This window comes from Arthrobacter tecti (assembly GCF_054511355.1).
Window position 1 is genome coordinate 1 of the sequence record NZ_JBTNCT010000005.1, and the last position, 18,675, is coordinate 18,675.

General features: G+C 64.0%; 14 protein-coding genes and 1 pseudogene. 11 read left to right on the forward strand and 4 right to left on the reverse strand.

Going from position 1 to position 18,675, the window contains the following annotated elements; translation table 11 throughout:
- Nucleotides 1-430: 430 nt before the first annotated feature.
- The 5 genes and pseudogenes from ACX80C_RS07815 (at nucleotide 431) to ACX80C_RS07835 (ending at nucleotide 5,946) form a co-directional block, all read left to right on the forward strand.
- Nucleotides 431-1,219: a hypothetical protein gene (locus ACX80C_RS07815; protein WP_459325899.1), complete on the forward strand. Its 789-nt coding sequence runs from the start codon at nucleotides 431-433 to the stop codon at nucleotides 1,217-1,219.
- Nucleotides 1,220-1,296: 77 nt separating this feature from the next.
- Nucleotides 1,297-2,289 (forward strand): hypothetical protein, encoded by a 993-nt coding sequence (locus tag ACX80C_RS07820; protein WP_459325900.1) that lies wholly within the window; start codon nucleotides 1,297-1,299, stop codon nucleotides 2,287-2,289.
- 149 nt (nucleotides 2,290-2,438) lie between these two features.
- A pseudogene (locus ACX80C_RS07825) lies at nucleotides 2,439-3,470 on the forward strand (LLM class flavin-dependent oxidoreductase).
- Between the two features lie 173 nt (nucleotides 3,471-3,643).
- Nucleotides 3,644-5,200 carry an IS21 family transposase gene (gene istA / locus ACX80C_RS07830; RefSeq protein WP_459325901.1) on the forward strand — a complete coding sequence of 519 codons (1,557 nt, stop codon included), beginning with the start codon at nucleotides 3,644-3,646 and terminating at the stop codon, nucleotides 5,198-5,200.
- Complete coding sequence (locus ACX80C_RS07835) at nucleotides 5,197-5,946, forward strand: ATP-binding protein (RefSeq protein WP_459325902.1); 750 nt, start codon at nucleotides 5,197-5,199, stop codon at nucleotides 5,944-5,946. The genes istA and ACX80C_RS07835 overlap by 4 nt, the downstream gene beginning before the upstream one ends.
- Nucleotides 5,947-6,059: 113 nt before the next feature.
- Here ACX80C_RS07835 and ACX80C_RS07840 read toward each other — a convergent pair whose 3' ends face one another.
- Genes ACX80C_RS07840 through ACX80C_RS07855 form a run of 4 tightly spaced genes read right to left on the reverse strand, consistent with a single transcriptional unit; the run spans nucleotide 6,060 to nucleotide 7,850 of the window.
- Nucleotides 6,060-6,329 carry a TetR-like C-terminal domain-containing protein gene (locus tag ACX80C_RS07840; protein WP_459325903.1) on the reverse strand — a complete coding sequence of 90 codons (270 nt, stop codon included), beginning with the start codon at nucleotides 6,327-6,329 and terminating at the stop codon, nucleotides 6,060-6,062.
- A complete protein-coding gene (locus tag ACX80C_RS07845; protein WP_459325904.1) occupies nucleotides 6,263-6,700 on the reverse strand; it encodes a TetR/AcrR family transcriptional regulator in 438 nt (145 codons plus the stop codon). The genes ACX80C_RS07840 and ACX80C_RS07845 overlap by 67 nt, the downstream gene beginning before the upstream one ends.
- Nucleotides 6,697-7,458 (reverse strand): tyrosine-protein phosphatase, encoded by a 762-nt coding sequence (locus ACX80C_RS07850; protein ID WP_459325905.1) that lies wholly within the window; start codon nucleotides 7,456-7,458, stop codon nucleotides 6,697-6,699. The genes ACX80C_RS07845 and ACX80C_RS07850 overlap by 4 nt, the downstream gene beginning before the upstream one ends.
- A gap of 8 nt (nucleotides 7,459-7,466) precedes the next feature.
- Nucleotides 7,467-7,850, reverse strand: a complete 384-nt coding sequence (locus ACX80C_RS07855; RefSeq protein WP_459326100.1) for a PhnE/PtxC family ABC transporter permease — start codon at nucleotides 7,848-7,850, stop codon at nucleotides 7,467-7,469.
- Nucleotides 7,851-7,962: 112 nt separating this feature from the next.
- Here ACX80C_RS07855 and ACX80C_RS07860 point away from each other — a divergent pair, with 112 nt between their 5' ends.
- The 6 genes from ACX80C_RS07860 (at nucleotide 7,963) to ACX80C_RS07885 (ending at nucleotide 18,675) form a co-directional block, all read left to right on the forward strand.
- Complete coding sequence (locus tag ACX80C_RS07860; RefSeq protein WP_459325906.1) at nucleotides 7,963-8,511, forward strand: DUF6463 family protein; 549 nt, start codon at nucleotides 7,963-7,965, stop codon at nucleotides 8,509-8,511.
- Entirely contained in the window at nucleotides 8,508-9,191 is a 684-nt protein-coding gene (locus ACX80C_RS07865; RefSeq protein WP_459325907.1) for a TetR family transcriptional regulator, read from the forward strand. Before ACX80C_RS07860 ends, ACX80C_RS07865 begins: the two co-directional genes overlap by 4 nt.
- A complete protein-coding gene (locus ACX80C_RS07870; protein WP_459325908.1) occupies nucleotides 9,188-9,805 on the forward strand; it encodes a DUF2867 domain-containing protein in 618 nt (205 codons plus the stop codon). Before ACX80C_RS07865 ends, ACX80C_RS07870 begins: the two co-directional genes overlap by 4 nt.
- On the forward strand, nucleotides 9,802-10,680 hold the full coding sequence (locus ACX80C_RS07875) for an alpha/beta fold hydrolase (RefSeq protein ID WP_459325909.1): 879 nt from the start codon (nucleotides 9,802-9,804) through the stop codon (nucleotides 10,678-10,680). The genes ACX80C_RS07870 and ACX80C_RS07875 overlap by 4 nt, the downstream gene beginning before the upstream one ends.
- A complete protein-coding gene (locus ACX80C_RS07880) occupies nucleotides 10,635-11,525 on the forward strand; it encodes an EamA family transporter (protein WP_459325910.1) in 891 nt (296 codons plus the stop codon). Before ACX80C_RS07875 ends, ACX80C_RS07880 begins: the two co-directional genes overlap by 46 nt.
- Before the next feature lie 259 nt (nucleotides 11,526-11,784).
- Nucleotides 11,785-18,675 (forward strand): hypothetical protein, encoded by a 6,891-nt coding sequence (locus tag ACX80C_RS07885; protein ID WP_459325911.1) that lies wholly within the window; start codon nucleotides 11,785-11,787, stop codon nucleotides 18,673-18,675.

Consider the following 18,675-nt stretch of genomic DNA (forward strand, 5'->3'; position numbering starts at 1 on the left):
TCCCTCAAGACTCGAAAATGATGCCTAGACACCACCATTTTCCCAAGTCAGAGCACCCTTTCCCCGCTTAAACACGCGCCAGCACACAACCCCGATGAAAATCCCGGGCTAACGCAGAAATTTCCCGGAGTTGGTCCTGCCGCGGCTGTGCGCGCGTCCGCGGCGCTTGGTGGCAAGTTCAGCTGCAGGTGAAGGAGTCATGTGATACTCGGGGGGTTTAGACTCTCTCGCGCACTCCTTGGCGGAAGCTAATTGACGTGGGGGATCAACTTCGGCGGCTCAGCGGATCTGGTTCACCTTAGTTCACAATTCGTTGAATTGCAACGCCTCGACGAGACTCATCTAAAGTGCCCGCGAAACACCCTCGGTGCCTCAGATGAGAATGCCCGCGAAACGGTGACCCTCGTGAGGTATGAGGAGTGAACTGTCGATGACGTCTCGTGCTGAGGTCACCTCAAGGTATGCGAAGGCGTACGTGAAGGCGCCGAAGAAGGATAAGGGCCGGATCCTTCAGGAGGTGGTGGGGGTGACGGGCTGGTCGCGGGATAACGCCCGGCGACGGCTCACCAAGGGGGCGAAACAGCTTCCTGGGGTTGGTCATCAGATCGCGGAGAAGCCGAGGAAACCGCGGCCACTGAAGTATTCCTACGACGCGCTAAAGGTGCTCCAGCGGGTGTGGGCCGGCTCTGGTGGGCAATGCGGGAAGTACCTTGTGGTTTCGATGCGCACTCAGCTCGATCTGCTCGAAGCGCACGGTGAGCTTATCGATGGTATTGACCGATATGGGCCGGAGGTGCGCGCCGAACTCTTAGCGATGAGCGCGGCGTCGATTGACCGCTACCTGAAGCCGGCGAAAGCGGCGGATCAGATCCGGGGGGTGTCGACGACGAAGCCCTCACCGCTGCTGCGGTCTTCGATCACGATCCGCAGAGCAGGGGATGAGGTTGAGGCCGAACCGGGGTTCTTCGAGGGCGACACGGTCGCGCACTGCGGGCCGACGTTGCAGGGCGAGTTCGCCCGCACGCTGAACCTGACCGACGTGCACACCGGCTGGGTGTTCACCCGCACCGTGCGCAACAACGCCCACTCCCACATCCTGGCCGCTTTAAAGGCCGGCGTCGTTGAGATCCCGTTCGCGGTGACCGGCCTGGACTTCGACAACGGATCCGAGTTCCTGAACAAGGCGCCTCCAGCGGGTATTGCATCCGGTGTAGTTTAATCTCGGCAAATGGGTGACAATACGACTGTTCGCACAGACTGAGATCGAGCGCTCTCCGGGTGCTAGATAGACCCATAATGAAATTTGCAAAGTCGTATTCCGAAAAGAAAGCACCTAGCATCGTGCCAGCAGAACAAGAAAGCAAGTCGGCGGAACCTAAGCGCGTATTTGTCATTTCGCCCATTGGCAGCGTCGCAAGCAGCGAGCGTGCTCGTGCCGACCGATTCCTGAAGTATATTGTGCGTGCCGCTCTTCCCGCACCGGCTTACATGGTCGAGCGTGCAGACGAACATGATTCTCCACATGCGATCACCGCAGCGATGCTCGACTCGATCTTCAAGTCTCACATCTGCGTTGCCGACATCACCGGCCGGAATCCGAACGTCTTCTATGAACTTGCCCTAGCCCACGCCATGGACAAACATGTGGTAATTATGGACGGTGATTCGGATAGGTCCCCATTCGATATCCAGGACCAAAGAGCAATCAAGTACGGTTTGATGCCTGAGGAGATCGAAGATGCGATCGACCAGCTAAGAGCTAAGACAGCGAGTATGGGCGCGCCATCTGCATTCAAAGACATGTTGAACCCAGTGGCCACGGCTTTTCGCTCGTGGACCACACAGCAACAGGTGGAGTCTTCCGGAGATACAACTGAGCAATTATTACTCCGCGTAGTGGAACGCCTTGAGGATAAGGTAGATCGGGTAGAACGACGAAGTGATTTTCCGTCCGGTTTTCAGAGAGAGCTGATGAGTCCGAGCGAATTGCACCATCTACAGTTGGGGCAGCGGTCTGAAAGCATTGCACAATCGTCTCGCAATAGCCGTATTTTCAGCGGGCAGTTGCCGTCAGAATTAACACAACTCATCTCGCGCAAAGCCGACTCAATGGGCATGCTCGCACTGGCTGAGATCACGCCTGGGGGCTCCCTAGAAGTCAGCCTCGCGGATGGAACCAAAAGAGACGTGAGAGAATTCTTAGCCTATCTAGAGGATCTTTCCACTCAGTTGGAATTTCCCATCACCTTGACCACTGCTGAGCGCTCCTTTCAATTCGGTATGAAGTGACACAGCTTCAAGGAGTAGATTTTAGCGCCTGATGCCATCCGGCCTCTCCCCACTTGATGACCAGACTACGAAGCCCAACCGGAGGAACCTTCAAGTTCCACTGGGCCGCAGGTCTTTGATCAGCGTCAACACAATACAGGAGCACGATCATGGCGAAGGAACTCGAGCTCGGACTCGACACGTTCGGAGACGTCACCCAGGGCGCGGACGGCAACCCCGTCGCATACGACCAGGTGATCCGGAACGTCATCAGCGAGGCAATCCTCGCCGACCAGGTCGGAGTCGACTTCTTCGGCGTCTGAGAGCACCACCGCGACGACTTCGCCGTCTCTGCGCCCGAGACAGTGCTCGCCGCGATTGCCGGCAGAACCGAGCGGATCCGACTGGGATCTGCGGTCACCGTCCTCAGCTCCGATGACCCGGTACGCGTCTACCAGCGCTTCTCGACACTCGACGCGGCCTCCAACGGCCGGGCGGAGGTGATCCTCGGGAGGGGCTCCTTCACCGAGTCCTTTCCCCTGTTCGGCTTCGACCTTTCGCAGTACGAAACACTCTTCGAGGACAAGCTCGACCTGTTCGCCGAAGTCCTGAAGGAAGAGCCCATCACCTGGTCGGGAAGCACCCGCGCCGGCCTGACGAACCAGCGCGTCTTCCCAACGACCGCCTCCGGGAAGCTGAAGACCTGGATCGGCGTCGGCGGGAGCCCCGAATCCGTTGTGCGCACCGCCCGCTACGTCTTCCCCATCATGCTTGCCATCATTGGCGGCGACCCGGCCCGCTTCGAGCCTTACGTCGATCTGTACCACCGCGCCCTCACTGAGCTAGGCCAGCCGACCCTGCCCGTCGGCGTCCACTCCCCGGGCCACATCGCAGACACCGATGAGCAGGCCCGGGAGGAGTTGTGGCCCGACTTCGCCGTGATGAGGAACCGCATCGGGGCCGAGCGCGGCTGGGGCCCCACGAGCCGCGCGGAGTTCGCCCAGGAGGCAGACACCGGCTCCCTGTATGTCGGCTCCCCAGAAACCGTCGCACGCAAGATCGCAGCGACAGCGACGACCTTGGGACTCGACCGCTTCGACCTCAAATACAGTGCCGGCCCGCTACCCCACGAAAAGCTGATGCGCAGCATCGAGCTGTATGGAACAAAGGTCATTCCGATGGTTCGGGACCTGCTCCGCTAAGAAGTCGGGCGATCATGAATATTCGCCTCTAAGGGCTCCACCTCTGGTGCGGGTGAGCACCACTGTTCAGTTCCGTGATGCGTGCTGTTCAGCACCACTGTCGGTGTGGTTGAACACCGGCTGAGATGCTCCTTCCACCATGTGAGGGCCATGTGGTGGAAGGAGTACCGGTAATGGTACGGAAGATCAAAGCGAAGCTGGTTCTGCAGCTTCGTAATCAAAGCCTGTCGCGACGAGCAATCGAGTCCGCTCACGGGATATCCCGGCATAGCATCCAAGCGGTGCTCGATGCTGCGGATCGGCTGGGTCTCGGGTGGGACGATGTCGTGGAGATGTCCGAGGCCGAAGTTTATGCGGCGTTGTTTCCTGGCCGTGGGGTCCGCGAGAGTGTCTTTGCGCAACCGGACTGGCCGCGGGTGCACCGCGAGTTGGCGCGGGTCGGTGTGACGTTGAAGCTGCTGCACCAGGAGTATGTCGACACCAGTGCTCGCGCGGGGCAGGCAGTGATGAGCTATGACCGGTTTTGTCGGCTCTATGGCGACTACGCGGCTGTGACCGGGGCATCGTCGCGGGTGGGCCATAAGGCCGGCCGAAGTATTGAGGTCGACTGGTCAGGGCCCACGATGGAGCTTCTGGATCCGACCACGGGTGAGATCTCGAAGGTGTATCTTTTTGTCGGCTGTTTGCCGTTCAGCAGGTATGCATTTGTCGAGGCATGTCTGGATATGCGGCAGGAGTCGTGGCTGCGCGCCCACGTGGCGATGTTCGGGTTCTTGGGCGGTAGCGTCCCGCGCTTGGTGCCCGACAATCTGAAGACCGGGGTGATCTCCCACCCGCGCGAGGGTGAAGTCGTCCTCAACGATGCGTACCGAGAGATGGCCGCGCACTATTCGTCCGCGGTGTTACCGGGCAGAGTTCGGGCTCCAAAAGATAAAGCGGGCGTCGAAAACACCGTCTCCCACGTCGCCACCTGGGTCATCGCGGGTTTGAGGCACGAGCAGTTCACGTCCCTGGCGCAGCTGCGGGGGCAGATCCGGGAGCAGATCGATGCCTATAACCGGCAGCCGTTCCAGAAACGGGACGGGTCTCGGCTGAGCGTTTTCACCATGGAGGAGCTGCCGCTGATGCAACCGCTACCGGCGGTTGGGTTCGAAATCAGCTCGTGGGCCTACAAGCGCAAGGTGGGCAGGAACGGGCATGTGGTTTGGGCGAAGAACTTCTATTCCGTTCCTTTCACCCATATCGGCGGTCATGTTGACCTGCGGGTCACGGACACCATGCTGGAGATTTATCGCAGTGACGAACGGTTGACGAGCCACCTGCTGCTGCCCGCGTCGACGACGAACCAGTATCAGACGAACGCGGCGGACCTTCCCGAAGGGCGCAGCTTCCAGGCCTGGGACCGAGCCCGGATCGACCAGTGGGCTGCCCGGATGGGGCCGGCGACGGTGACAGTGATCGGCAAGATCTTCGAATCCGCGCCCATCGAAGAAGCAGCCTACGACCCAGCGTTGGCAGTATTGCGGCTCTCGCGCCGGTTTTCCCCGGTCAGAGTGGAAGCGGCCTGCGCACTGGCCTTACGGGGTCCGATCCGCTCACCGCGCTACGCGCACCTGAGGCCGATCCTCGATACCGGGCAAGACAAGACCGGGCACGTCCCCGACGGGCCAGAGAGTGACGACGGCGGATACGTTCGCGGCGGCGCCTACTACGCCGGAGGGAACCGATGAGCCGGCTCGATGGAGAAACCAAACGCAAGCTGCGGGAGATGAACGCCGGCGAGTTGATGGACGCGATCGATACCCAGGACGAGACGCTATCGATTAGCTTCTCCTTCGAGGAGCGCGTCCGGTTGGCCGTCGATGACGCATACTCCACGTTCACCCATTCCAAGATCGCAGGACTCATCCGGCGCGCGGGACTGCGATACCCAAACGCGGACATGCGCCGCATCGACCTGCTGGACGAGCGCGGCCTGTACCAGCAGATGCTCAGTCAGCTCGGCACCTGCTCGTTCGTGGACCGGCAGCAAAACGTTGTCTTCCAGGGATTCACCGGATCAGGGAAATCCTACTTGGGCTGCGCGATCGCAAAGCGCGCCTGCGAGAACAGAATCCGTGCCCACTACGTCCGGATGCCGGACCTCGAGGAAGCATGGGTTGCCGCGCAAGACACCCCCGGCGGGTCCGGGAAGTTCCTGCGGAAGTATGCGGCTTTCACCCTACTCGTGATCGACGAGTGGTTGCTGGACAAACCGACGGAATCGATGCGGGGAATGCTGCTGGAGCTGATGGAACGCCGCTACGGCGAGACCTCGACAGTGTTCTGCACCCAGTATCAGCAGAAAGACTGGCACCAACGCCTTGGCTCCGGCGTCCATGCCGACGCGATCATGGACCGGATCATCCACAACACCATCTGGGTTGAGACGGGCAACTACAACATGCGCGAGCACACAGCTCTGACCACCGCGTAATCCATGACGGGAAGCGCCAGCGGTGCTGAAACACACCATCGCTGGCGCTCTCCCGCACAAACGGTGGGGCTGAACCGCACGATCAGATGGTGCTCAAAGCATCAAATACTCAATCACACAGAGCGGTGAGCTTCCATCCCCCGCCAAGCGACGTCGAGTGCCGCACGGCAGCGCGCTCGGGTAGTTGGATCCTCAACACGATCGCCGCGGACCACCAACTGGTAGTAGAAAACACCGGCGATGAGGTCGAAGCACGCCTCCACATCGAGGTCCGCACGAAGCTCACCCTTCTCGATCCCTGCACGGAGAGCCGCCTCTATCGGTGCCCGATGGCGCGATACGTGCGACTTCCAGTAGGCCTTCTGCAGTTCACGGTCGGCCATCGCCAACCGGATGCGCTGCCGGAACCGCGCCTCCGAGTAGCCGCCGAGACCGGATCCGTCGCTCCCGCCGAGGAGTCCCCGATGATTGACTCCCGCAGGTTGCCATCGATCGGAATAGCAGGCGGCATCTCACGACCGACGTCAAGAGCCGCAGCGATCAGCGTTGTCAGCGAAGGCCACCGACGATAGAGCGCAGCCTTGCTCACACCACTACGCTCGACGACCCGCGACGTCGTAATTTCTGCCCCTTGATCAATTAGCTCCAGAGTCACCTGCAGGACCTGGGCATCGATTTCCTCATTACGCGGACGGCCAGGACGCCGACGCACAGTCTGCGCCGGCGTCGCGACATCGACGAGCGTGGTCGTCATGCAACCGACCGCTCACGCAGACGGGCAACAATCGCATTCGACAACCCCGCCGCACGCAACGGTGCCAGCGCATCACCGTGCCGCTCACGCAGGCGGGCGAGCATCGTCCGCATCGAGATGTCCATCGGTTCCTCGGACATTGTCAGCGAAGTCATCTCCTCGAGGTCGAAACCGAGCCGCGCCATCAGCCTTCCCATGACTGGGCGCATGCGCTCGTGAATCGCGGCCATGTTGAGGTCGGTGCGGGCATAGTCGGTGATGATGTCGTCGTCGTCGGCTCCCAACACCAGCAACAGGACCGCCGCCAGCACACCGGTCCGATCCCGGCCCGCCGCACAATGAAACGCCGTCGTACCAGGCGACACCGCAATAATCCCCAGCGCAGTCACCAGCTGCGGCGCGGCGGTCTCCACCATCCGCGCGTACATCTGCCCCATCGCGACGTGATCCATCACAAACGAACGATCCTCAGGCATCCCCGCACCAATTCTCGCCATCAAAGGCAGGTGGTGGTAGGCCACCGGATAGGAGGCCAACGGCCCGCGACCGGTCAGAGCAACCTCGTCACTGGTGCGCAGGTCGATCACCGAGGTGAGGCCAGCGCTGACGAGGCGGGCGGCGTCGTCGTCGGTAATCACCGCAAGGTCATCGGCACGCAGGGCCAACCCGTCGCGGAGGATGCCACCGGCGGTGGAGATGCCGCCGAGGTCGCGCAGATTGACCGGCGCACTCAACTCAATTTCAACAACAGTGGTCATGTGATTCTCTACTCGATAAGGGCGCTGCCCTGGTCGATCACCGTGACCAGCACGATGATGCAGATGATGATGGCGCTGAGGTGGCCGTAGTCGTACATGCGCATGGCGGTGGTGAGTTCGAGGCCGATGCCGCCGGCGCCCACGAGGCCGAGGATCGTCGCGCCGCGCACAATCCCCTCGAACAGCAGCAGCGTATACGAGACGAGAAGCGGTGCAGCCTGCGGCACAATCCCGTACTGGATGACCTGCCGCTTCGACGCCCCAACCGCCTCCATGGCGACCATCGGGCCGCGGTCCACCGACTCCATGGCCTCGGCGAACACCTTGCCGATCGAGCCGAGCGAACCCAGCGTCATGGCGAGGATTCTCGCGAACGGACCCAGCCCGAGCAGGAACCTCGCCCTGGGTACCGAGAAGGCGCGCTCAAGGCGCCGTCATTCGGCCGGGTCAAGCGGTTTTTCGTTCGGGCTTGTCAACATACATTCGTGCATGTATGTTTTTTTTGTGGAAACAGATTGCGTTGTGGGCAAGAGGGTTCCCCTCGTTGAGGCTGCCGGCTGGATCGCCATCGGCATGGGTGCCGTGCATGTGGTTGTCGCGCCATTGGAGCGGGGCAACGTCTGGTCGCAGGTCCTTGGTGACGGAGTGTGGAACACCTTCACCCTCAAGACGCCCAGCACCATCAGCGAGTTCGAGCGCGCCGAGACGTTCTGGACCACCGTCGGCAGTTGGGGCGTGCCGACCCTCGCGTTCGGTGGCTACGTCGTGTGGTCGGCCCGCCAGTGCCATCGCGTACCGGGGTGGCTGGGATGTACCTTTCTCGCCTGGGGAGCGGCCCTTGTAATTGTGCTCCCGGCCTCCCCCGGCTGGGCGTTCCTACTCGTCGGCGGACTGATCGCCTTCGGGGACAGACGTCGACAGCGCTGCTCTCCAAGCCAAGGCCCACAGTGGCCATGGCAGGCCAGGCGAAGGCGCTCCGTCAAGGGATCCGCAGACAGCCGGTGGCTCCGAAAGCAAGGACGCGCGCTTATGTTTGCGGGAGAGAAGCGATGACGAGAGCGAAGCAGCGGCAGACACAGGCCGATCGGCGCGCGCGTACCACGAGCGCACTGTTGGAAGCAGCGGCTCGGCGAATGTCCACGCACGGGTACGCCAACCTGGTGCTGGAGCGGGTTGCGAGCGAGGCGGGATACAGCCGCGGGGCCGTGTATCACCTGTTCGCGAACAAGGAAGAGCTCGCATTGGCGGTGGTGAAGTGGATCCAGGAGACCTGGCGGGCCGAGGTGGGTGATCCCGCCGCCGAAGAAGCCAACGCCCTTGATGCATTAATGACGATCGCCCGGGGCCACGCAATCTACTGCCGCCGCGACGTGGCCAGAGTGCTGATGACACTCAGAGTCGAGTTCGCCGGACAAGACCACCCGATCGGAAGGGCCATCGCCGAGATCATTGATCGCCTCGACGCCGACTGCGCTGATCTGATCGCTGCAGGCAGGGCCAACGGGTCGATCCCTCCCGGACCTCCGGCCCGGGAAGTGGCAGCAGCCTACACCGCGATCGTCGAGGCGGTCGGGATGGAACTAGCCGGCCACGCTCCACACGACATCGAACTCATGGAACGGGCTACGCGGGGAGTCCTTGGGTTGACGCCCACCCCGCTCGTGACTGATCCACCGAGAGTCGTCGGGTCCTCGACGTTGCCGGCCCACGAGGAAAGGGAGGTTCAACGTTGAGGCTGCCAATCACCGCCCACACGTCGCGTATGTGGCGCATTCACGAGGTGGCACCGGACTTCAAGGTCGAGGACGTGTGGCTACTACGGACGCCAGGTGGCGCGGAGGAGTTCCCTCGGCTGGTGTCGCAGTTCGCTTCCGACGACTGGCCACACGGAGCCCCTTTCATCGTCCGGTTTCTGTGGCAGGCCCGGTGGAGACTCGGCGCAGTGTTGGGCTGGGACCGCAAAGTATCCAGCGTCGGCTTCCGGGTGCCCTCGCTGCGGGACCGGTTGCCTGCGGATCTGCGCGATTCGCCCTCGGGGCCGGAATTCGAACCGTTCACCCCGCTGTACCAGCTGGAGCACGAGTGGGCGGCGGAGCTGGCCAACCGGACCGTGCACACGGTGATACACATCGGCTGGGTTCCCGACGGCTCCGGCAATTACCGCGGCCAGATGACGGCCCTGGTTCAACCCAATGGACTGCTGGGTCGCGCCTACATGGCCGCGATCAAGCCGCTCCGGTACCTAATCGTGTATCCGGTCCTCGTACGCAGGATCGAGCGGGAGTGGATGCGGGAGGCTCAATCACGAGCAGATGTCCGAGTTTTGAGAAGGGACGAGAGAGGATGACATCGACGACGACCGTGAGCACCGATGGTGCGCGGCTCGAGGCGGAGGCGTGGGGCGACGCCGCCGACCCGGCGGTATTGCTCCTGGCTGGCACGTCCTGCAGCCGCGACTGGTGGCCACCGGAGTTCTGTGAAGCGCTGGCCGATCTCGGCCTACACATCATCCGCTTTGATCAGCGCGACACCGGGGCCAGCACCCACTGGCCCGTCGAGAAGCCGGACTACGGTCTGCGCGACCTCGTCGCAGACGCCGTCAGCATCCTCGACGCGCTCGACATCGACCGAGCCCACCTTGTGGGCATGTCCCAGGGCGGATGGGTCGCCCAGCTGATGGCGATCGGTCACCCCGAACGTGTAGCGTCAATGACCCTGATCGCGAGTCGGCCCACAGGGCACGGACCCGCCGATGAGGATCTGCCGGAGCTGACCGACGAGCTTCTGAGGGCATGGGAAGCGCTCGGAGAGCCCGACTGGGAGGACATCCCTGCGGTAGTCGACTACTTTGTGGAGAGCGAGCGCGTGCTCGCGGGCGACGACTTCGACGATGCCGCGGTGCGCGCCGTCTGCGCGGCCGCTGCCCGACGCACAACCGACCTGCGCTCGTCGGGGAACCATCCGATGATGAACCCGGGCCCAAGGTGGCGTGAGGACCTCCACCGCATCGCCGCGCCGACCACGGTGCTCCACGGCTCCGCTGACCCTCTCTTCCCGCTGGCCAACGGCGAAGCCCTCGCCGACGAGATCCCCACCGCCGACCTCGTCGTGCTCGACGGCGTCGGCCACGAGCTACCGCGACGCGTCTGGCCAACCGTGTTCGAAGCGCTCACGCGGTGGCTCGGCGAGCATGGGGCACCAACCGCGACCACGCAGTCCTGAGGTCGGCGGTGCTCGCCATCGCGCTGGCGACTACTGCTGCGCTCTGCTACGGAGCCTCCGACTTCACCGGCGGTGTCGCGGCGCGGCGGCTCGACGCCCGTGTGGTGGCCGTGATCAGCCAAACCCTCGCTTGCGGCGTCGCACTGCTGCTGGTCGTTCTCCCCATCGCCACCCGCGAGCCGAGCGCATCGGACCTGCTCTGGGCGACCGCCGCAGGCATCGGCAGCGCGACGGGCAACGCCCTCATCTACCAGGGCATCGCCCGCCACGGCGCGACGTCGGTCGCGCCCACTTCCGGGATCGTCGCGATCGCAGTCCCCGTTGCAGCCGGGATTCTCGGCGGCGATACCTTGTCGACGCTGCAGATCCTCGGACTCGCCGCCGCAGTGCCCGCCATCTGGCTCGTCTCCGGAGAAGGCGGTCAGCAGCAGCACGAGTCGCGTGGCGTGCTGCTCGGGGCTGGTGCCGGTGCCGGCTTCGGGACGCAGTTCGCGTGCCTCGGCCAGACGTCGCCCGAGGGCGGACTCGTCCCGCTCGCCGTGAGCCAGGGCGTCTCCGTGCTCGTGCTGATGGCTGTCGTGCTCACGACCGTGCGTCCACTGCGTCGTCCCCCGCAGGCGGCAAAGGTCGCCGCGATGGCGGCGGGCTTGGCGGCAGGTGCGGCTACGGCGAGCTTCCAGACAGCCTTGCGCACGGGCGACCTCACCGTCGTCGCTGTCATCACCTCGCTCTACTCCGCGGTGACGGTCATGGTCGCCGCGATCGCCGCGAGGCGATGGTGGTCGCGCCGCCAGGGAGTGGGGCTGGCGCTCAGTGCGGCAGCGCTGGTACTGATCAGCCTCTGAGTCTCGCCCACAGGATCTGCCATGAAGGTGACCGTGATGCCGAACTTCTTCAGCGTGTGGGCAAACAGGTTGTAGGTACCGCCGCACAGGCTGGGGTTCGCGACGAGGCCGGTGTCGGTTGGCCTCGCCACCTTCCATAGGAATCGCGAAGATTAACATAGATTTTCCCGTAGATCAATTTTTACCCTTGTGGAGTTTCCCTCCGAGGGCCATAATCAAGAAATTCGAGGTCTGGCCTTCCAGAAGAGGAGTTGGGGGAATGTCTTCGTTACTGGATCTGCTTGCGCCTTTGACCGGGGGAAATGACCTCGGGGAATTGGGTGAAGCCCTCGACGGCTTCACGGTCGAAGACCAGCAGAACCCCTCCAACCCGGACGGCGTGACCGTCACCGGCTCGGTGTCATTCGCTGCTGGGGTGCAACTGGGCGTTGATGTGGTGAGCAAGCGGCTTGTCTGGACGCCGGCGTCCACGGCCGGAGGTGCGGACGCCTTCGGCGAAAACTCCTGGATCGACGTACGCAACACCACCATCGCCTTTGAATTGCAGGTTCCCGGGCTCGGCGGCGAGGAGTTCACGTTGGACCTCTCGCTGACCAACATTGTCCTCAAGGCTCCGTTCCTCCGGGGGGCCAAGCGAAAAGCACCCGGCGAACTGACTCCGGATCCGCAAAATCCCGAGGTAACGTTTACCCTTCCCGCGGTGAAGTTCCAGATCTTCGGTGAAGGCGGGGCAACCGATGCCAAGCTGCTCGGCATCGGAACCACCGGGACTGACGACCCGAATATCGCGTCGTTTGTGACCATGCAGCCGCCGTATGCGTTCATTGGCTCCACCGAAGTGGTGGGCTTCGGCTTCCGGGGCGGCATGCTGGACCTGTCCGGTGACGCAACTCCACCTGCGGTCCTTGCCCTCCTCAATCTGGACCCGGCATGGCAGGGTTTGTACCTTCCCGAAATCCGGCTTTTTGTGGCTCCCGGCGGTGCACGGGACCTGTGCGTGGATGCCGGTGCCAAGAACCTGCTGATCGGCTTTGGCGACACGTCGGGCGTTTCCGGAGACTTCGACCTCACCGTCGCCTATCAGGGCGCCGGTGCCCTCCAGCTCGGAGCGCGCTTCTACGACGCGGCGGGCCGAAGCTACCGTCCGGAGGGTGACGGCGACACCAGGACGGTCACTCTCCCCGAGCTCACCCGCATGGTTGCGGATGTGGAAGGCGGATTGGCGCCCTACACGGTGCGCATCTCGATCGACGGCGCCGCCCAACCCGCGGGCCGGGTCACCGACGTTGACCTCTCCACGGACGCGACGCGGCAGATTGTCATTTCGGTCACCGACTCCAGCGCCACCCCCCAGTCCGCAACGCTGACCATCAACACCTCGGAACTGGCGGCACCACCGGCGGGCGGAGGGGAGTCCGTGCGCTTGCAGACCACCGCAACCACGTTGGGCGGCGTGGAAGCTGCGGAACCGCGGCTGCGGATCGTTTCCGAGACAACAGCCGCCACAACAACGTCAGTCACGCTTGCCTTGGATGTGGACACGGCAACGGCTGCCACCACGCAGTGGAGGGTCAACGGCGGAACGGCCACCACGGGGCCCACCCTCACGCTTGACGTCGATCCCGGCGAACGGTTTTCGGTGGAGGCCCGGCTTCCCGGGGGTGCCGGCCCTGGCAGCGCCACGGGCACGGCAACGGCATTCTTCCGCTTCGACGCACCGGACCCGGGCTTCGAACCGTCCGCGGAGAGCCGGTCCACGCCTGCGCCCAATGCCGGTGCGGCCACACCCTGGACCCAGGGCACCGACATGGACAGCGTGCTTCGCCCCCTCCTGGCCGCACTCCCGGGCAACCATCCCATCGCGGTGAAAGGCTACGCCAGCTACGAAGGCACGGACACCCAGACAGTCCGCAGCTACAACGACCGCCTGGCCCTCAGGCGCGCCAATGCACTCAAGCTCCGCATCGAACGCATCCGCAGCGAGGTTTCTACGGCAGGGGGCCCGCTGCAGGTCACCGCCGCTGCGGACATGTCCAACTGGCTGAACCAGGGCCCCTCCCTCAATGTGCGGCGCACCTTCTGGAAGGCGGAGGCCACGTGGGCGGCTATTGCGGCGGGCGACCGCGTGGTCACGGCGGAGTTGTGGCGCGACAATGCCGCCGGCGGGCCGGGAACGGACATTGACACCCCGGATTCCGACGACGGCGGCGCCCGCACCAACCCGCCGGAATGGTTCCGGAAACTCGGGGCGGTGGTGCGCATTGTCCAGAACAAGTTTGTCTCCTGCGAGGTCTTCGGGGAGTTTGACATCCAGACCGCCGCGGAGGATCGGCTCGCCGGGCAGATGGAACCCGACAGCGAGCCCCTGAGCGCCGCCCGTGCCATCGGCAGCAACCCGGCGGACGGCATCATCCGGATCAGGCTCCTCGTTGAGATCGACGAGGCCGTGGGGTCGGTCAAGATCACCGCACAGTACGGTTCCCACCCGCAGGACAAGGACGGCCTCTACCTGTGGGGCATCCGGCCGGGCGAACCGCTACAGGACCCCGAGTTCGGCCTCGACTTCTTCGGGGCCGCCGTTGCCCTCATGCCCGTGCTGTCGGAGACGGCGGGCGCCCTGGCCAACGAGGGCGCGATCACGCAGATGGCCGTCACCGGAGCGATGCTCGCCATTCCGGCCGCCATTGCCGGCACCGGGTTTGCCAAGACGGAACGCGTGGTCTGGTATGGCGGCGAGGTGCTGGTCAACGCCGTCCCGGGCGCCAACGAGGTGGTGATCCTCTTCGACATCGAAGCGGCACTCTCCATGAACATCTTCGACATCGTGGAAATCACCCGTGAGGCTCCGCTAACCATCCGGTACAAGGCAGTGGGGATCCGACTGGGCGACGGCACCGCCGGCCAGCCTTTCCAGTTCCGCCCGGTGTTTGATGCGTCCAAGGGCTATTCAATCGATGTGTCCGGTCCCGGCGGGCTCAATGTTGCCGATCCGCTGGGCCAGATCCTGCAGGTGCTTGGCGCCAGAGTGGGTCGCAACAACCCGTTCGTGTTCGAGATAGACCTGGGTTTCGCCATCGACCTGGGGGTGGTGAGCGTTGACCGCGCCCGTGCGCGGGTGACGTTTGAGCCGTTCGGATTTGCCCTCACGGCCTTCGGCGCGTCCGTGGACATTCCCGGTGCCCTGACGGGCGCGGGCTACCTCGAGATGAGCGCGACGGAGATCATCGGCCAACTGGACCTGACCATCGTTCCGGTGTCCGTCCGCATCGCCGCAGGTGTGGGTGTGGCCAACATTTCAGCGGACGACGGCGGCCCCGCCACGGCCGTGATCCTCACCCTGGAGGTGGAGTTCCCGGTGGCTATTCCGCTGGGCAACTCCGGGCTTGGGATCTACGGTTTCCTTGGCCTGTTTGCCATGAATTATTCACGGGACATGACGGGCATCGACACCACCAACATGGCCCCTGCCCTGGCGTGGCTGCGCGCAACCGGTGGCAACCCCGCAAACCTGCAGTACTGGAGCCCGGAGGTGAACACCTGGGCGTTTGGCGTGGGCGCCATCGTGGGAACCATGGGATCCAGTGTGATCTTCAACCTCAAGGGCGTGATCATGCTGGAGCTGCCGGGGCCCCGGCTGCTGCTCATGATGAAGGCAAAGCTGCTGGCGGTCATGCCGGAACTGGGAGGCAACGCGGAGGGAACGTTCCTTGCAATCATCGACCTGGACATAGGGCGCGGAACCCTAACGATCGGCATTTCGATCGACTTCGACATTGCGCCCCTGCTGGAAATCCACATCCCCGTGGAGGCCTTCTTCAACTTCAACGACGTGAAGGACTGGCACCTGTACCTTGGCCGGTACTCCAGCCCCATCCACGCAAACATCCTCGACGTGTTCGAAGGCTCCGGGTACCTGATGCTCTCCGGCAACGGGTTGAAGGACATCGGGGATCTGCCCGAAGTGTACGGATTCTCCATTGCCACAGGCCTCCATGTGTCCTTCGAGTGGGGCGACCGCGGCAGCGGGCTGTATGCGGAGCTGGCGGCCGGCTTTGACGCGATTGTGGGATTTGACCCGTTCTGCCTGGCCGGAATCCTGTATGTGAGAGGCAGCCTCCACCTGTTCATCATCGAGATCAGCGCCTGGGCCACGCTGGAAGTTTTTGTGGGCGAGAAGATGATCGGCGCAAATCCGGCCAAGGTGTCGCGGATCACCGGCGAAATCTGTGGGCGCGTGAAGTTCTTCTTCTTCGAAGTCAAGGGCTGCGTGACCTTCGAACTCGGCGAGACCTCCATCCAGACTCCGCCTCCGCCGCCGCTCGTGGAAGTACTGAAGCTGGTGAGCCGCTCGCCCGCGCTGGTGATGGGCACGGGGGTGGACAAGCCGATCGACAGCGGCCTGGCGGACGGCGCCGACTCGCTCGGTGCGTTGAACCCCGAAACCACTGTTCCCATCGACGCCATCCCCGTGCTCATGATGGCCATGCCGCCGGTGGCCGGCGGACTTGCGTTCAAGGGTACGACGACGGCGGGCAGCACCGGCGTTCCGGCTGGCGGCTGGGTGAAGAAGGGGTCTGCGTCCTACAAGTACACCGTTGGGTCGGTCACCCTGGATGCCGTCGATGCGTCCGGTTCGCCGCTTGCGGATTCCCTGACCGACGGCGCCACGCCCGCCACCTGGTGGAAGCAGAAGAGCGGGGATACGGCGCTCTCTGCCCAGTTGGCGTTGTTGAGCTGGATTCCGGAAGGCACGCCCAAGGCGGTGGAAACCGGCTACACGCTGACGGAATCGGTCACGGACAGCTGGGGAACGGTCTGCGATCCCATCGCTCCTCCGGCATCGGTGCTCTTCACGTTCCTCGGTGAACCGTTGGGCCCTTCAGAAACCGGGTGGGTGCTGGACGGCACGCCCTGGCCCGATCCGCCGGGCACTTACCGCTCCACCCCGCCCCGGACCCGGTTGACGGTGACCGAACGGTGGAGGTCGGGTGACCACTCGGTGGACAGCCTGCTGGCGGTCATCCCGGCCCAGGTGGAAGGACTCGGCGTGCCCTGTCCCAGTGGAACCGGCACCCCCGGGACCCCCGGCCCCCTGGAGCCAGGCACCGAGCCCGGCACGCACGGGCCACTTGACCCGGTGCTTGCGGCCCGAGGCGGGAAGGAACCGGAAATCAATGTCCCGACGTCGGTCAACTGGGGCGACGTCATCACCAACCCGGACCACGATGCCACCTACCGCCGGGCCCAACTGTTCGATGTGCCGGAAACGGACAAGCAGGGCGGTGACAACCATCAGCCGGGCGATAGTCAAAGCGGGGGGCAGGGCAAGTGCTCCAGCCGGTCGCTTGCCGCCCCCATGTTCGATGCCCGTACGCCCATCCACCACGGCGACGCGCAGCGGGACAAGGACATCCAGGAGGGATGGAAGAACACGGGATTCCAACCGGGGCCCCTGGACAACGCCGTGGTGCTCCACACCGGTCCGGTGGACCAACTGGTGCTGTATCTGTTGGTGCGCCGCGAACTCCTGGAAGCCGCACTCGTGGTTTCCCTGTTCGACGCCGAGGAGAACGAACTCGGCAGGGTGCCCGTGGACGGGGCACCGTCCAGTCTCCCGCCTACCTGGACCGACACTGCCGGGCCGTGGTGGAATGACGAGTTCCTGCTGCGCGGCCAGGCCGCAGCCATGGCACCCAAGGGGTATTTCGCCGTCGTCGTGCGTGTGAAAGGCAGCGAAAAAGTGGACCATGTCCAGATCGGCGTGCTGCCCCACGTCATGGTCCACGACAAGCTGGCAACCCGCGGCTATTACCTGGCCGGTGCGGAGCTGACCGGTTACGCGGAGTTCCTGCGCTACGACTGGGACCAGACCGAGCAAACCTCCAACCAGGCTCCCGTCGGCAATGTGCTGGGTGGCGATACGGACGATTACGCGCTGCTGTTGCCCAACACGGTCTACAAGGCCACCGTGCAGTATTCGGTGCAGGCCAAGCCTGCGCTGCCGGACGGCACGGACGGGCCGGCGGCGGATATTGCGGCGTCCCCGCAGTCGTTCTTCTTCAGGACCGACGGACAGGCGCCGAACCGCCTCGATCCGTGGGTGCTGGGCAGCGTCCCGGAGGAGGGGGAACAACATTTCCCCACCGGGGAACCGATCAAGCTCATCTTCGGCACCTCCAACGTGGTGCGCCTGTTCGCCGCCTACGGGAAGCGATTGCAGGTGCGGCTACGCTCATCCGCCTACCGGCCCGTCCAAACCAAACCCGGCTTTGCGCACCCGTTGGTGCTGATGCTGCCCGGGACGGTGGCCGGCGGAGCCAACAACCCCGAACTGGTGGCTGCCCAGGTGCTCTCGCCGTGGGAACAGGCGCTGGAGGGCGTGCTCACGGGCAGTTGCATCCCGGTGGACGAGGAACGGGTGCGCCACTCCGTGGTCAACGTTGGAGTGGAGCTCGAGAGCTTCACGGACTACATCATGGACGTGGAGATGGCTGCGCTGGATGCTCCGGAGGGGGAAGAGGGGCAGGTCATCTGGCGGCGTTCCTTCAGCACCGGTGCGTTCACCGACATCCCCGAATTCGCGGGTTCGTTCGCCGACGTGAGGGTGCAGCACCGGTACTCGCAACCGTCCGCGCTGCAGGATGTTGCCGCTGCGTTTGCCGGCCGGGAGCCGGAAGGAGCCGAGCTTGACCAGGCACTGCATTCCGCGGGACTCGAACCCATGGGTGTGCCGGAATCGCCACGGATTGTGGTTTTTTGGGAGAGCGCCGGATTGCCCGGGACTGTTCCCCAGCCGGCCGCCGTGCTGGTCGATTCATCCGAACCCATGTGGCGCAGCCGCCACGTTGGCATTGAGCAGGCGGACAGTGCGGTGGAGGGCAACCGGCGGTACGTCATGACGCCGCGGCTGTGGTTGGAACTCGCGGAAGGCACCGGCGGGGACGCGGTTGTTGACCGGATTGTCCGTGCGCCGGGCGGCCAGCGGGCACTGGTGTCACTGAAGCCGGGATCACGCGGCAAGCGGCTTTCGCTGGTTCTGGACCGTCTGGCCCAACCCGAGAAGTACCTCGACGGACCCGCTGCCGCGGACGTGGCCCACCTCATCGCCGACCTAATTCTTGGCAACGCACCCTGGGAAGAAACGGACTGA